The following is a 13,605-nucleotide window of genomic DNA, read 5'->3' as shown; positions in this document are numbered from 1 at the left end:
GGCGGGCGGGCGATCAGCCCATGAACTGGCCGCCGTTGATATCGATGTTGGCACCGGTGATGAAGCCCGACTCCTTGTGGGCGAGGAAGGCGACCAGGCGGCCGATCTCCTCCGGGGTCCCGTAGCGCTTGACCGGGATGGTCTCGCGAATCGCCTCGCGTACCTTCTCGGGGATCTTCATGATCATGTCGGTGGCGATGTAGCCGGGTGACACCGTGTTGACGGTGATCCCCTTGGTGGCGGTTTCCTGCGCCAGCGACATGGTCAGGCCGTGCATGCCGGCCTTGGCGGCAGAGTAGTTGACCTGGCCGAACTGCCCCTTCCGGCCATTGATGGAGGAGATGTTGACGATCCGGCCATAGCCTTGCTCGAGCATTCCCTCGATCACGCAGCGGCAGGTGTTGAAGACGCTGTTGAGGTTGGTGTCGATGACCTCGCGCCACTGCTCCGCGGTCATCTTCTTCAGTGTGCCATCCCGGGTGATGCCGGCACAGTTGACCAGCACACTGACGGGGCCGTGGTTGTCCTGAATCTCCTTCACCCCTGCCATGCAGGAGTCGTAGTCGGTGAGATCGATGCCGGACAGGGCGATGCTCTCGTAGCCATCGGCCTTCTGGGTCTCGAGCCAGGCCCTGGCCTTGTCCGGATTGTGGTAACCGGCCACCACCGTGAAGCCCTCGGCAGCCAGTGAGCGGCAGATCGCGGTACCGATACCTCCGGTACCACCGGTAACCCAGGCGACGGGTGCTTGGTTGGTCATTGACTACCTCCCTGATATTCATGACGCTTTGCCTGGCCTCGGCCAGGAATGGCCCAGGCCAGCCTTGTCCCAGTGATTGCCCCCTGCGTGGCAATCACTGGCAGTATGGACCAGGGAGCGCGCCACGGACGAGCGTTTGAAATCCTTTCTTGACCAAAGGCGTATAAGCTGTAGAATACGCCTCACGTTGATGCGGGGTGGAGCAGTCTGGTAGCTCGTCGGGCTCATAACCCGAAGGTCATCGGTTCAAATCCGGTCCCCGCTACCAAATACCGAAACAGGCCAGAATCGAAAGATTCTGGCCTTTTTCATGCCTGCGGCAGACCTTCCCGTAGCTCGTCAGGCTCGGCTCTCTACACCCCCAGGAAGGTCATCGGTTCGCTTTCTATTCAACTTCCGCGGTCCCCGCTACCCTTCCCCCTCCCCCTTGATGACGGGCGCCATGCCCAGCCGGCCGACCCCCGGCAGCTTGAGCGCGGGTCGCCGCACGTCGATGCCCAGCGACAATCCCAGCAGGTTGAGCTCGAGCCCCTCGTCACGCCCCAGGGTCAACCCCAGCACGCCCCCCAGCGAAGCCGTCATGCCCGACCCGCCCGGTGCCGTGGCCAGCACGCCGTTGAACAGGTAGTCCTTGCCCACCGCGGTCACCGGCAGCACCACCTCGAGCCCCGGTACCTGGCGGGCCACCCAGGCGGTGAAGGTGTTGCTGTTGGGCCCCGGCCAGGCCCGATAGCGCGACGGTGCCGGATAGGCCGCCACGGCCGCCTCGATATCGGCGATCAGCGCCGCGGCCGCCTCGCCGCGATAGTCGGCCAGCAGCTCGGGGGCGTTGCCGTACCAGGTGCGGTCGGGATCGGTGGATGACTGCGACACCAGGGCAGGCCGGCGCCAGCTCAAGACGTGATGCATGCGCCAGGCCCCGGCGTTCGCCTCCCGCGTGGCGATCCAGGTGTGCACGCCGAAGGCGCCGCGCCAGCCCCAGGTGCGCGCCGCATAGACCTGCACCACCGCCTCGGGGGCCTCCAGCGCCGTCGGGGCCAGCCCCGACGGCGCTCGGTCCGCCGAGGCCCAGTGGCCACCGCCACCGACCCGCTCGGTGGCCAGCATCCACAGCGGGCCCGCCAACAGCAGCGCCAACGCCAGCCAGCAGCCGACCGCCAGGCGCAGGATTCGTCTCATCGCGGCCACGCTCCCCTTGAAGTCCCGGTCCACCACCCGCATCTGTACATCAAATTCATCCCCACGCAAGGCCACTGATCATGCCCATCGTCGATCCCCGCACCGGTGAACCGCTCACCGATGACTCCGCCACCGGCGAGCAAGGCGCCGCACCGACCGGCGGCCAGGCCGCCGAGGTGATCATCGATGTCGATACCAGCAACATCCAGCAGCTGCTCGAGACCTCGATGCAGGTCCCGGTGCTGCTCGAGTGCTGGGCCCCCTGGTGCGAACCCTGCAAGAACCTGATGCCGGTGCTCGAGAAGCTGGCCCGTGAGTACCAGGGCACCTTCATCCTGGCCAAGCTGAACATCGACGAGAACCAGGAGATCGCCGCCCAGCTCGGCGTGCGCTCGGTGCCGGATGTCAAGCTGATCAGCCAGGGCGGGCTGGTCGACCACTTCCAGGGCGCCCTGCCCGAGAAGCAGATACGCGAATGGCTCGGCCGCTACTTCCCGGCCCCGGAGGATGCCCCGGCCAGCCCCGAGGAGCAGGCCGCCGAGGCGCTTGCCGCCGGCGATGCCGCCACCGCCCGCAGCCTCTACGAGCAGCTGGTCCAGCAGAACCCCCAGCACTACCCCTACCAGGTGGAGCTGGCCCGTGCCCTGGTGGCCGAGGGCAAGCCCGAGGATGCCAGGGGGGTGCTCGACAACCTGCCGCCGGAAGAGCGCGATGCGGCCCCGGCCCGCGGGGTGCGCGCCAGCATCGAGTTCGGCGAGGAGGCGCCCTCGGCAGAGGAACTGGCGGCGCTCACGGGGCGCGACGACAGCGAGGCCCGCTTCAAGCGCGCCCTGCGCCAGGTGGCCGATGGCGACTACGAGGCCGGCCTGGAGTCGCTGCTGGGGGTGATGAAGGCCGACCGCGCCTACGGCGACGACGCCGCGCGCAAGACCCTGCTTCGGGTCTTCGACGCCCTGGGCGCCGATCACCCGCTGACCGTCGCCTATCGCCGCAAGCTGTTTGCGCTGCTCTACTGAGCCCGCAGCACGGTGTCCAGGCGGTCCAGCGCCGCCTCCAGCTGGGAGGCAGTGGTACCGAAGTTGAGCCGTATGAACCCCGGCCAGCCGAAGTCGGCACCATCGGAGAGGGCCACCCCGGCCCGCTCGAGCAGCGCCTGCTGGGGCGACGCCGCGCCTTCGAGGGCCGGTGCCCGGCGCAGGTCGAGCCAGGCCAGGTAGGTCGACTCCGGCGGGCTCATCACCGTACCGGGCCACTGCGTCACCCGCTCCGCGAGGGTATGGCGATGCCCACGCAGCACCTCGAGCAGGGCCTGGCGCCAGGGCTCGCCCCGGGCGTAGGCGGCCTCGGCGGCCACCAGCCCGAGCACGTTGCCGTCCGGCTGCAGGCCGCGCACCCTGGCGGCGAAGCGCCGCCGCAGGCCGGCATCGGGAATCACCGCGCAGGCCGTGGTGAGCCCCGCCAGGTTGAAGGTCTTCGACGGCGCCCACAGCGTCAGGGTGCGCGCCACGAGCTCGGGGAAGGCGGCTGCCAGCGGCCGGTGGCGGGCCCCTTCATCGAGCAGCAGGTCGCAGTGGAGCTCGTCGGAGACCACCAGCAGGTCGTGGCGCTCGACCAGTCGGGCGAGCCCGGCCAGCTCATCATGGCGCCAGACGCGCCCCGTGGGATTGTGGGGCTGGCACCAGAGCAGCAGCCGTGTCTCGGGCGTGATGGCGGCCTCCAGCGCCTCGAGATCGAGCCGCCAGGTCTCGTCCGCCGCGGCGGGGGCACGCAGCGCCACCTGCTGGGGCAGTCGTCCGGTGCGTTCGGCGACCTTGAGGAACGGCGGGTAGATGGGCGTCACCGTCAGCACGCCGTCGCCCGGCTCGGTCAGCGCCAGGCTCGCCAGGTGCAGGGCCGGCACCACGCCCGGCAGCCACAGCTGCCACTCCGGCTCGATGCGCCAGCCATAATGCTCGGCACTCCACTCGCACAGGGTGTGTCGCAGGGAATCGGGCACCAGGCCGTAACCGAAGACACCGTGATCGACCCGGGCGCGCAGCGCCTCGATCACTTCCGGGGGCGAGACGAAATCCATGTCGGCGACCCACAGCGGCAGCACCTCGGCAGCGTAGTGGTGCCATTTCTGGGACGGCCAGTTGCCCGCCGCCGGGTGGCGACGCTCCACCGGCGTGGCAAAATCGTAATCCATGCGTACTCTCCCGAGTGACAACGCCACAGTCATGAGAACCAGGCCAGGACACCAGTCAGATGAACGAAACCATGCCGCAAAGCGGCTTCTATGCCAAGGTACGCCGCGGACTGCCGGCGCTGATCGGCCAGTGGCAACGCCTGGGCCAGGCCGACACGGATCGCCTGGCGCTGATCCTTGCCGAGACGGCCCGGGTCGCCAAGCTCGGCCAGCCGGAAGAGACCCCGAGCGGTGCCACCCTGGTCGCCTGGAGCGAGCAGGATGCCGGTGACGCCATCCCCCTCTGGGCCGCCCGTACGGCCACCTTCCTGCTGGTCCAGATGCCGGCGCGGCCGGTGCCCGAAAGCGACGACGAGGCCTGCGCCTGGGCCTACTGCTGGCTGCGCAACCGCGCCTTCGAGAGCTTCGAGGCGGCTGAAGGCGCCCTTCCGGACCACCTGCGCGGCCCCCTGGCCGCCGCCCTCAAGGCGGCCTGGACCGACCGGCAGGGCCTGCGCCTGGTCTGACCGGCACCACGCGGCTGGACCAGGGCCGGTCATGACGACCTCCCCCGGTGCCGGCATCTTCCACCCTGATCAAGGCAAGACGAATGGATGTCCCCCTGAGCTGGCAACTGGCCAAGCTACTGGTTTCCATCGGCATGGTGCTCGGGCTGGGCGCCATCGCCGTTCGCGTCAGCCCCCGTATCGCTGGCCTGCTCGCCGGCTATCCCCTGGGCACCGCCATCGCGCTGTTCTTCATCGGCCTCGAGCTCTCGCCCGCCTTCGCCGCCGAGAGCGCCGTGCATACCCTGGCCGGCTTCACCGCCACCCTGGCGCTGGGCGGCGGCTACCTGGTCTGCGGCCGCCGCGATGGCCTTGCCGGCGTGCTCGCCGGCACCGCCGGCGGCCTCGCCGCCTTCCTCGCCACCAGCCTGCTGCTGACCCAGGTGGAGTTCAGCCGGCTCACCGGCACCCTGACCACCCTGCTGGCCATCGCGCTGTTCATCCGTCTCTACCGTCGCGTGCCCGATGTCCTGGTGGCGGCCCGCGGCACCGTCACCTGGCCGGCGCTGGTGCTGCGCGCCCTGCTGGCCGCCGCGATCATCTTCGCCATCACCGGCCTGGCCCACGTGCTGCCGCCGGAGTGGGCGGGCGTGATGGCGGCCTTTCCGATCAGCATGTATCCCTTGCTGGTGATCCTCCACCTGACCCACGGCGCGGCCCCGGTCGCCACGGTGATCAAGCACTACCCGGCCGGGCTCGGCGCCCTGCTCTGCTATGCGCTGTGCGTCTCGCTGACCTACGCCACCCTCGGCCTCGCCACGGGCACCCTGGCCGGCTTCGCGGCGGCCACGGTCTGGCTGCTGGGCTGGACTCGCCTGCAGGCATGGCGGGCCAGGCGGCTTGCCCCGGGCACTTGACCGAGCGCTTGATAGGGATAAAGCTGTCCTACCCGATCCGACGCCGCTCACAAGACAAGGAACCCCGCGATGTTCGTACGCACCATCGAGCCCGCCTTCTACGACACCGATGCCCTGGGCCACGTCAACAATACCCGGCTGCCGGCGTGGTTCGAGCTGGCCCGCAACGACCTCTTCCGGCTCTTCACCCCGGACCTGGACCCGCGCAAGTGGCGGCTGATCATGGCACGCATGGAGGTCGACTACCGGGCCGAGCTGCAGTACGGCAGCAAGATCGAGATCCGCACCTATGTCTCCCGGCTCGGCAACAGCTCCTTCACGGTGAGCCAGGAGGCCCGTCAGAACGGCCAGCTGACCAACCTGGGCCACACGGTGATGGTACACTTCGACCATCAGGCCAAGCGCGCCATCCCCATCGAGGGCGAGCTTCGCGAGGCGCTGGAAGCCCACCTGCAGGAAGAGCCCGCAGACGCATGACACCGGCGGTGAAGGCCCTGGAGAAGGCCGGCGTGGCCTTTTCCCTGGCCAGTTACGAGCACGACCCGCGTACCCCGGCCTATGGCGAGGAGGCCGCCGCCGCGCTCGGGCTGTCGCCCGACGAGGTGTTCAAGACCCTGCTGGCGAGGCTCGACGACGGCCGGCTGGTGGTGGCCATCGTGCCGGTGGCCGGCCATCTCGACCTCAAGGCACTGGCCCGCGCCGCCGGCGCCCGCAAGGCCGTGATGGCCGAGGCGGAGGCAGCCGAGCGTGCCACCGGCTATGTGCTGGGCGGCATCAGCCCGCTGGGGCAGAAAAAGCGCCTGGCCACCTTCCTCGACGCCCGCGCCGAGGGTTTCGAGGCGATCCATGTCAGCGGCGGACGCCGCGGGCTGGAGATCCGCCTGGCACCCCGTGACCTGATGCAGCTCACCGGGGCTCGCCTCGCCGCGCTCGCTCGCCCCTGAAGGGCGGCGAGCCGAATGGCGCCCCGCGTTGTCCCACAGACAGGCCCCGGTACGGCCGGGATACCTCACGACAGGAGCCGGTCATGGCCATCCGCTACGACCTCTGGCTGGACCCCGACAACGTCGCCCGCCACCGCGCCGTGGAGGCGGACCTGATCCGCTACTTCATGGAACGTTTCGCCGACTATCCGCATATCCGCTTGTTCGGTGCCGACCCCTACGATTATGATGCGCCGTTCAATCGCCTCCATGACGTGCTGATGGCCAGGGCCAACGAGTACTGCGAGCGGCAGTGGCGCTATGTGCCGACCCCCGAGCAGCTCACGCGTGCCTTCTTCCTGGCCGTGGGCCGTTCGAACAAGTTTGTACGGGACCCCGACGATGGTGATCCGCACCGACCAGACTCCTGACGAGCGCCAGCTGGCCATCATCGCCGAGCAGCTGGGCCGCGCCCCCCGGGGCATCGAGGCCATCTCGGCCACCGATGGCGAAGGCACCCCCCTGGTGCTGCGCATGGCGCCCATCGTCGACGGCATGCCCTTCCCGACCCTCTATTGGCTCAGCTCCCGGCGCCTCAAGGTCGAGCTGTCGCACATCGAGGCCGCCGGGGTGATCAAGCAGCTCGAGACCCGCCTGCAGGACGACCCCGACTTCCTCGCCGCCTATCACCGCAGCCATCGCGACTATGTCGAGGCCCGCTGGCGCTTCATGAGCGCGGCACAAAAGGCTGAGGTAATCCGGCTGGGGTATGATGGCGTGCTCAGGGAGCGCGGCATCGGCGGCATCGGCAACTGGGACCAGGTACGCTGCCTGCACACCCAGTATGCCCACCACCTGTGTGGCGACAACGTCATCGGGCAGTGGCTGGATGCCGAGCACGGCGTCGCCGACTGCCTGACCTGAGACAGCCCCGCCTCTCCCTGACCACGACCCCGAAGCCCTCCACCCCGCAAGGAGCCCCCCTGCATGTACGTCGATACCCATGTGATTGCCAGTCTCGCCCTGATCGCCAGCATGGTGGTCATCACCGGCGTGGGCATCAAGCTGCTGCGCCAGGCCATGAAGCACGATGCGGCCAACACCCCGCGCTGAACCGGCCATCGGCCAGCACATCGCCAGGGGCGCCATGATGGCGCCCCTGGCGTATCCGGGGGGAGGCGGGCTTTCGAGACCCCCGAGGTGCCACTAGGATGGAGGCCTTGCCAAGGAGAACAGCATGTCGAGATTCTGCGTCTACCTGGGCTCACGGGACGGCCGTGACCCCCAATTCCTCGAGGCCACGCGCCAGCTGGGCACCGAACTCGCCCGTCGTGGACACAGCCTGGTCTACGGTGGGGCCCGCATCGGCCTGATGGGTGCGCTGGCCGATGCCATCATGGCCGAGGGCGGCGAGGCAGTCGGCGTGATGCCCGACCACCTGGTGGAACGCGAGCAGGCACACCTGGGGCTCAGCGAGCTGATCCGGGTGCGCAACATGCACGAGCGCAAGGCCAGCATGGCGGCCCATGCCGACGCCTTCATCGTGCTGCCCGGCGGCATCGGTACCCTGGAAGAGTTCTTCGAGGCCTGGACCTGGCACTACCTGGGGCTGCACGACAAGCCCATCGGCGTGCTGGACACCGGTGGCTTCTACTCGCCGCTGCTCGCCTTCCTCGACAGCACCGTGGAGCACGGCTTCCTCAACGGCCGCACCCGGGCCGAGCTGCTCGATGCCCCGGAGCCGGCGGAACTGCTGGATATCCTGGAGGGACGCCTCGCCGAGCTCGCCTGAGGCCGAGGCGGAAGGGCCCTGGGGCGGGCTCAGGCGTCCCCGGCGAGTTCGCGGGTGCGCTGGTAGGTGAGCTGGAGCAGGCGGGCGTCGTCGCCGGCCCGGTGGCGGTGGATGCCCAGCTCGCACACCAGGGCCTCCTTGGTGGCCTTCCACAGCGCGAGCTGCCCGTCGCTCAGCAGCTTGCGCAGGGCCTCGAGGCGAAACGCCGGCAGCATGCCGGCGTGGTGGAAGAGCAGCGAGAGCCAGGTGTTGTCGTAGCCCCAGCTGTCACTGTAGGCGATGCCCAGATCGGCCAGCTCGTCGTTGAGCCAGCGCGCCACCTGGCGTACCGGAAACCCCTCCCGCGCCAGCCGGCCACGACTGATCCCGTGCAGCAGCTCCGCCTTGGGGTCCCAGTGGGTCCATTCGGGGAGGGGCTGCACGAGGAAGGCACAGGTGCTGCCGTCGGGACGGGCCAGTCCGACCTCGATGGGGTAGCTGCCACGCCCGAACCCGGACGCTTCGATATCCAGCAGTGTCGGTAGCGTCACGGGAAGGCAGGTCCTCGATGGAAATCACCAGGTCGCATGGCGGGGCCGCACAACGACCCGCTGATACCTAGTGTCGCGTCTGGGCTTCCATGCTGTCCAGTTGGTCGGCCAGCCCCGCCTGGCGATCGGCCAGCCGCTGCCAGTGCTCGGCTCGCTCGGCGTCCACCGGCAAGCCGAGTTCGCCCAGGCGGTAGGCCCTGGCCAGGCGACCGGCGGCCAGGGGATGGCCGGCCTCGCCGGCACGGGCATACCAGGTCACGGCATGGTCTTCACGGCGCGGATACAGGACACAGCCGCGCTCGTGGATCTGGCCGGCCTGGTACTGGGCCCGGGCATCCCCGGCATGGGCGGCCTCGAGCACGTAGCGGGCACCGCGCGCCTTGTCCTGGGGGCTGACACCGCGATGGAAGAGCATGTGCCCGTAGAGCGACAGCGCCGCCGGGTGCCCCGCGTCGGCACAACGCTGGAAGAGGTGCATGGTCAACTTCTGGGTCCGCGGCGAACGAGGCAGCCAGCGGGTATGGAACAGCTGCTCCGCCAGACGGTATTCGAGCCGAGTGAACAGTGATGATGCCTGGGGCATGGCAAGCAACCCTGGTCCTGTGCCGATCACGACATCGCCCACTACCCTGTGTGCGGCGTCATGCGCATACTGTGACAACTGCCCTCGGGTCTCCACCCGGGCAACGGGGGCGCAAGCATACGCCCACCCCGGCAGCGACTCAACCCCTCGTATTTGCCGGCCTGGTCGACCTGCCGCTACCATGCCGGTTCTGGACGTGCCGCACCAGACCTGGCGTTTCCACACCACGAGATCCTAGCAAGGGGAGTGACGGATGCAGACGCGACCGCTTGGCAACACCGGCATCGAGGTCAGCCGGCTGTGCCTCGGCACCATGACGTTCGGCGAGCAGAACAGCGAGGCCGATGCCCACGAGCAGCTCGACCGTGCCGTGGCCTTCGGCATCAACTTCATCGACACGGCCGAGATGTACCCCGTGCCACCCAGGGCCGAGACCCAGGGACGCACCGAGGCCTACATCGGCAGCTGGTTGAAGCGCCGGAGCTCCCGCGACGATGTCATCATCGCCACCAAGGCCACCGGCCCTGGCCTGGAGCATCTGCGCGGCGGCCCGCGGCTGACCCGCGAACACCTGCACCAGGCCATCGACGCCAGCCTCTCCCGCCTGCAGACCGATTACGTCGACCTCTACCAGCTGCACTGGCCGGATCGCCGCACCAACTTCTTCGGCCGGCTCGGCTACGAGCACGACGAGGAGGAGGATGCCACCCCCCTGGAGGAGACGCTTTCGGCCCTCAAGGAGCTGGTGGACGCCGGCAAGGTCCGTGCCATCGGGCTGTCCAACGACACCCCCTGGGGGGTGATGCGGGCCCTGCAGCTCGCCGAGAGCCACGGCCTGCCGAGGGTGGCCTCCATCCAGAACCCCTACAACCTGCTCAACCGCACCTTCGAGGTGGGGCTGGCGGAGGTCGCCCATCGCGAGAACGTGGGACTGCTGGCCTACTCCCCGCTGGCATTCGGCGTGCTGTCAGGCAAGTACCTCGACGGCGCCCGGCCGGAAGGTGCCCGCCTCACCCTCTTCGAGCGCTTCCAGCGCTACACCAACCCCCAGGCCGAAGAGGCGACCAGCGCCTACGTGCAGATCGCCCGCGACAACGGCCTCGATCCGGCGCAGATGGCCCTGGCCTTCGTCAACTCGCGCAGCTTCCTCACCAGCAACATCATCGGCGCCACCAGCATGGACCAGCTGGAGGACAACCTGGCCAGCGAGTCGCTCAAGCTCGACCAGGGCGTACTGGAGGCCATCGAGGAGGTCCATCGACGGCTCCCCAACCCGGCGCCCTGAAGGGCCTCCCGCGGTGGGCTATCAGGCCGATAGCCCACCGCGGCCGGACGGCTTGGTATACTGGCCCCCACTGCCACCCGGCCATCTTCCCTCAGGTACAGGAGCGCCCATATGCTGAGCGTGATCTCGCCCGCCAAGACGCTGGATTTCGAGACACCGGCCACCACGGCCCTGCACTCCCAGCCGGACTTCCTCGACCGCAGCCATGAGCTGATCGAGATCCTCCGCGGCTACTCCCCGCAGCGGCTCAGCGAGCTGATGGGCATCAGCGACAAGCTGGCCGGGCTCAATGCCGCGCGCTTCGCCGACTGGCAGACGCCCTTCACCCCGGACAACGCCAAGCCCGCCGCCCAGGCCTTCCAGGGCGATGTCTACGTGGGGCTCGAGGCCGACACCTTCAGCGACGAGGACAACGTCTTCGCCCAGGAGCACCTGCGCATCCTCTCGGGCCTCTATGGCCTGCTGCGCCCCCTGGACCTGATCCAGCCCTACCGCCTGGAGATGGGCACCCGCCTGGAGAACCCTGCCGGCCGCGACCTCTATGCCTTCTGGAGGGAAACCCTGACCGCCGAGCTCGACCGCGCCGTGGCCGCCAGCGGCAGCCCGGTCCTGGTCAACCTGGCCTCCAACGAGTACTTCAAGGCCATCGATGCCAGGGCCCTCGAATCCCGGGTGATCACCCCGGTGTTCAAGGACGAGAAGAACGGCAAGCTCAAGATCATCAGCTTCTATGCGAAGAAGGCGCGCGGGCTGATGGCGGCCTGGATGATCCGCCAGCGCCTGGACGACCCGGAAGGCCTGAAGGCGTTCGACGTGGCAGGCTATCGCTACAACGCCGCCATGTCGGAAGGCGACACCCTGGTCTTCACCCGGGCGGAAGGCGCCGCCTGACGCGGCGCACCCCGCCTACGCCAAGACCAGCGGGCGCGCCGAGCGGCCCTTGAGGAAGTGCCGGTGGGCCTGCTTGAAGCGCTCGTCGTCGCAGCGATGCAGCCACTCGTAGGCCACCATGTCGGCACTCACCGCGACGGCACCCGCCTGCACCATGCGCTCCCTGGCCAGCCGTGCCTCGCCGGCGCGTCGACTGGCCGTCGCCTCCACCAGCCAGTAGACCTCGTAGCCCGCCTCCAGCAGGCCGAGCCCCGTCTGCATCACGCAGATATGTGCCTCGGTGCCGCACAGCACCACCTGACGACGCCCGCTTTCGGCCAGGGCCGCCGCGAAATCCGGGTTGGCACAGGCATCGAAGGTGAGCTTCTGCCACAGCCGATGCCCGGGCAGTGCCTCGAGCAGGCGCGGCTCGCTGCCTCCCAGCTTCTCGGGATACTGCTCGGTGACCCACACCGGCACCTCGATCGCCTCCGCCAGGCCACCCAGCCAGGCTGCCTCGGTCACCGCCTGATCACCATGCTCGATCACCGGCAGCAGCCCCGCTTGGAGGTCGACGATCAACATCAGGCTCTCTTCACGTCTCAGGCGCATCGACATACTCCATCCCGTTCCGGTTATTGTCGTGAGCTCCCAGCATAGCGGGTAGAATGGACCGACTCGACCACTTCCCCATCCAACCGGAATCCCCCTGCCCCTGGAGACACCCCTGATGCGTCACCTTCTTGTCATGCTGGTCGTCGGGCTGTTCACGCTCGGCCCCGCCCTGGAAGTCGCCGAGGCCCGCCGCATGGGCGGCGGCAAGAGCTTCGGCACCCAGTCCCGCACCGTGCAGCAGCAACCCCCTGCCGGCAATGCCACCCAGGCGGCGCCCGGCCGCCAGGGCCAGAATGCCGCGGCCGGCTCGCGCATGCCCGGCATGCTGGGCGGTCTGCTCGCCGGCGGCCTCCTGGCAGCGCTGTTCTTCGGCGGCGCCTTCGATGAGCTCCGCCTGATGGACATCCTGGCGGTGGCCGCCATCGGCTTCCTGCTGTTCCGCCTGCTGGCACGCCGGCGCCCGGCCATGGCCGGCGCCGCCACCGGTGAGGCCGTGGCTCGGGGCGAGCCACGGCCTCAGCCCCACGCCTTCCAGGCCGATACCGCGCCCATGGGCGACGCCAGCGCCTTCGCCGGCGAGCCGGAGTGGTTCGACCGCGAGCGCTTCCTGGGAGGTGCCAAGGAGCACTTCATGACCCTGCAGCGCGCCTGGGACAACAACGACTTCGCCGGCATCCAGGAGTACGTCACGCCCGAGCTCTACAACCTGCTGCGCGAGGAGCGCGCGCAGCATCCGGCCAACAACCGCACCGAGGTGGTTCGGCTCTTCGCCGAGTTGGGCATGGTCCGCGAGGTCGGCCAGCAGGCCGAAGCCACCGTGATCTTCCACGGCATCCTCGACGAGAACGGCGAGCACACCGAGTTCAACGAGACCTGGCACCTCATCCGCGAGCTTCGCGGCGATGCCCCCTGGTACGTGCAGGGTATCGAGCAGAACGGCTGAACGCCGCCGCGCCTGAAACGACGGAGGCCGGGCAATCGCCCGGCCTCCTGCATTCCTGCCTCTGCCTGTCACTCCCCTTCGGCAGCATCCTGGATGGATTCTCCCATCTCCTCGACACCTTCCCCGGCATCCTCCATGGCTTCGTCGATATTCTGGCCGGCCTCCTCGGCCGGGCCCGGGTCATCCCCACAGGCCGCCAGCCCGCCTGCCAGCATGGCGATCAGCAGTACCAGGCCAAACTTCTTGAGCATATCGGTCTTCATGGTCGTCTCCTCCTGAGAGCTCTCTGTCCACAAGGTCTTGTCGTATAGGCAATCCCTTGAAAACCCTAGCCGAATCGACCAGACATGACCACTACGCCCTGCAACCCTCCGTAACCGGAAGGATACCGGCCATGACCCTCCCCCGGGAACGCCTCGGCCATGGATGCAAAACCCCCGCCCTTCTTGGCCACGGCCCAGACACAAAAAGCCCCGTGCTCTTTCGAGCACGGGGCTTTTCTAGATAGGTGCCTGACGATGACCTACTCTCACAT

Annotated in this window: 19 protein-coding genes and 1 tRNA gene; 13 read left to right on the top strand and 7 right to left on the bottom strand. The window is 68.6% G+C overall.

Translation table 11 applies throughout. The annotated features are described in order from the left end of the window. Positions 1-13: 13 nt before the first annotated feature. Complete coding sequence (gene phbB, locus ACOMD9_RS02370) at positions 14-760, bottom strand: acetoacetyl-CoA reductase (RefSeq protein ID WP_421411956.1); 747 nt, start codon at positions 758-760, stop codon at positions 14-16. A 191-nt stretch (positions 761-951) separates the two neighbouring features. On the opposite strand from phbB, the gene ACOMD9_RS02365 reads away from it, so the two are divergent. Further along, positions 952-1,028: transfer RNA gene (locus tag ACOMD9_RS02365), tRNA-Met, on the top strand. A 140-nt stretch (positions 1,029-1,168) separates the two neighbouring features. Here the strand turns inward: ACOMD9_RS02365 and ACOMD9_RS02360 are convergent. Then, entirely contained in the window at positions 1,169-1,939 is a 771-nt protein-coding gene (locus ACOMD9_RS02360; protein ID WP_421411955.1) for a DUF3750 domain-containing protein, read from the bottom strand. An 80-nt stretch (positions 1,940-2,019) separates the two neighbouring features. On the opposite strand from ACOMD9_RS02360, the gene ACOMD9_RS02355 reads away from it, so the two are divergent. After that, entirely contained in the window at positions 2,020-2,955 is a 936-nt protein-coding gene (locus ACOMD9_RS02355; RefSeq protein WP_421411954.1) for a tetratricopeptide repeat protein, read from the top strand. Here the strand turns inward: ACOMD9_RS02355 and ACOMD9_RS02350 are convergent. Then, on the bottom strand, positions 2,949-4,127 hold the full coding sequence (locus tag ACOMD9_RS02350; RefSeq protein ID WP_421411953.1) for a MalY/PatB family protein: 1,179 nt from the start codon (positions 4,125-4,127) through the stop codon (positions 2,949-2,951). The two genes, ACOMD9_RS02355 and ACOMD9_RS02350, sit on opposite strands and share 7 nt — an antisense overlap. A gap of 71 nt (positions 4,128-4,198) precedes the next feature. On the opposite strand from ACOMD9_RS02350, the gene ACOMD9_RS02345 reads away from it, so the two are divergent. From ACOMD9_RS02345 to ACOMD9_RS02310, 8 genes are all read left to right on the top strand, one after another. Next, on the top strand, positions 4,199-4,633 hold the full coding sequence (locus ACOMD9_RS02345) for a hypothetical protein (RefSeq protein ID WP_421412276.1): 435 nt from the start codon (positions 4,199-4,201) through the stop codon (positions 4,631-4,633). Between the two features lie 83 nt (positions 4,634-4,716). Next, entirely contained in the window at positions 4,717-5,529 is an 813-nt protein-coding gene (locus tag ACOMD9_RS02340; protein WP_421411952.1) for a hypothetical protein, read from the top strand. A gap of 69 nt (positions 5,530-5,598) precedes the next feature. Further along, positions 5,599-6,006 carry an acyl-CoA thioesterase gene (locus ACOMD9_RS02335; RefSeq protein ID WP_421411951.1) on the top strand — a complete coding sequence of 136 codons (408 nt, stop codon included), beginning with the start codon at positions 5,599-5,601 and terminating at the stop codon, positions 6,004-6,006. Beyond that, positions 6,003-6,473, top strand: coding sequence for a Cys-tRNA(Pro) deacylase (ybaK, locus tag ACOMD9_RS02330; protein WP_421411950.1), 471 nt, complete (start codon positions 6,003-6,005; stop codon positions 6,471-6,473). Before ACOMD9_RS02335 ends, ybaK begins: the two co-directional genes overlap by 4 nt. A gap of 83 nt (positions 6,474-6,556) precedes the next feature. Continuing rightward, positions 6,557-6,883, top strand: coding sequence for a hypothetical protein (locus tag ACOMD9_RS02325; RefSeq protein WP_421411949.1), 327 nt, complete (start codon positions 6,557-6,559; stop codon positions 6,881-6,883). Then, the gene (locus tag ACOMD9_RS02320) at positions 6,855-7,376 is read left to right on the top strand and encodes a DUF501 domain-containing protein (RefSeq protein ID WP_421411948.1); all 522 of its coding nucleotides are present in this window, start codon (positions 6,855-6,857) and stop codon (positions 7,374-7,376) included. Before ACOMD9_RS02325 ends, ACOMD9_RS02320 begins: the two co-directional genes overlap by 29 nt. A gap of 63 nt (positions 7,377-7,439) precedes the next feature. Next, complete coding sequence (locus ACOMD9_RS02315; protein ID WP_421411947.1) at positions 7,440-7,565, top strand: hypothetical protein; 126 nt, start codon at positions 7,440-7,442, stop codon at positions 7,563-7,565. Between the two features lie 124 nt (positions 7,566-7,689). Then, complete coding sequence (locus ACOMD9_RS02310; RefSeq protein ID WP_421411946.1) at positions 7,690-8,244, top strand: LOG family protein; 555 nt, start codon at positions 7,690-7,692, stop codon at positions 8,242-8,244. A gap of 29 nt (positions 8,245-8,273) precedes the next feature. Here the strand turns inward: ACOMD9_RS02310 and ACOMD9_RS02305 are convergent, their stop codons facing one another. Next, positions 8,274-8,774, bottom strand: a complete 501-nt coding sequence (locus tag ACOMD9_RS02305) for a hypothetical protein (RefSeq protein ID WP_421411945.1) — start codon at positions 8,772-8,774, stop codon at positions 8,274-8,276. A gap of 67 nt (positions 8,775-8,841) precedes the next feature. Beyond that, entirely contained in the window at positions 8,842-9,357 is a 516-nt protein-coding gene (locus ACOMD9_RS02300) for a tetratricopeptide repeat protein (RefSeq protein ID WP_421411944.1), read from the bottom strand. A 253-nt stretch (positions 9,358-9,610) separates the two neighbouring features. Here ACOMD9_RS02300 and ACOMD9_RS02295 point away from each other — a divergent pair, with 253 nt between their 5' ends. Both ACOMD9_RS02295 and yaaA read left to right on the top strand, forming a co-directional pair. Further along, on the top strand, positions 9,611-10,642 hold the full coding sequence (locus tag ACOMD9_RS02295) for an NADP(H)-dependent aldo-keto reductase (RefSeq protein WP_421411943.1): 1,032 nt from the start codon (positions 9,611-9,613) through the stop codon (positions 10,640-10,642). A 111-nt stretch (positions 10,643-10,753) separates the two neighbouring features. Then, entirely contained in the window at positions 10,754-11,533 is a 780-nt protein-coding gene (yaaA, locus tag ACOMD9_RS02290) for a peroxide stress protein YaaA (RefSeq protein ID WP_421411942.1), read from the top strand. A gap of 15 nt (positions 11,534-11,548) precedes the next feature. On the opposite strand, the gene ACOMD9_RS02285 is transcribed toward yaaA, so the two are convergent. Beyond that, positions 11,549-12,124 (bottom strand): isochorismatase family protein, encoded by a 576-nt coding sequence (locus ACOMD9_RS02285; RefSeq protein ID WP_421411941.1) that lies wholly within the window; start codon positions 12,122-12,124, stop codon positions 11,549-11,551. A 118-nt stretch (positions 12,125-12,242) separates the two neighbouring features. Here ACOMD9_RS02285 and ACOMD9_RS02280 point away from each other — a divergent pair, with 118 nt between their 5' ends. Next, positions 12,243-13,070, top strand: a complete 828-nt coding sequence (locus tag ACOMD9_RS02280; protein ID WP_421411940.1) for a Tim44 domain-containing protein — start codon at positions 12,243-12,245, stop codon at positions 13,068-13,070. A 68-nt stretch (positions 13,071-13,138) separates the two neighbouring features. Here the strand turns inward: ACOMD9_RS02280 and ACOMD9_RS02275 are convergent, their stop codons facing one another. Then, positions 13,139-13,333, bottom strand: coding sequence for a hypothetical protein (locus tag ACOMD9_RS02275; protein ID WP_421411939.1), 195 nt, complete (start codon positions 13,331-13,333; stop codon positions 13,139-13,141). Between the last annotated feature and the right edge of the window lie 272 nt (positions 13,334-13,605).

The organism is Halomonas terrestris (assembly GCF_049166755.1).
Taxonomy (GTDB): Bacteria; Pseudomonadota; Gammaproteobacteria; order Pseudomonadales; family Halomonadaceae; genus Halomonas.
Note: the sequence above shows the minus strand (reverse complement) of the source record. Positions and strands in the feature narration are given on the sequence as shown.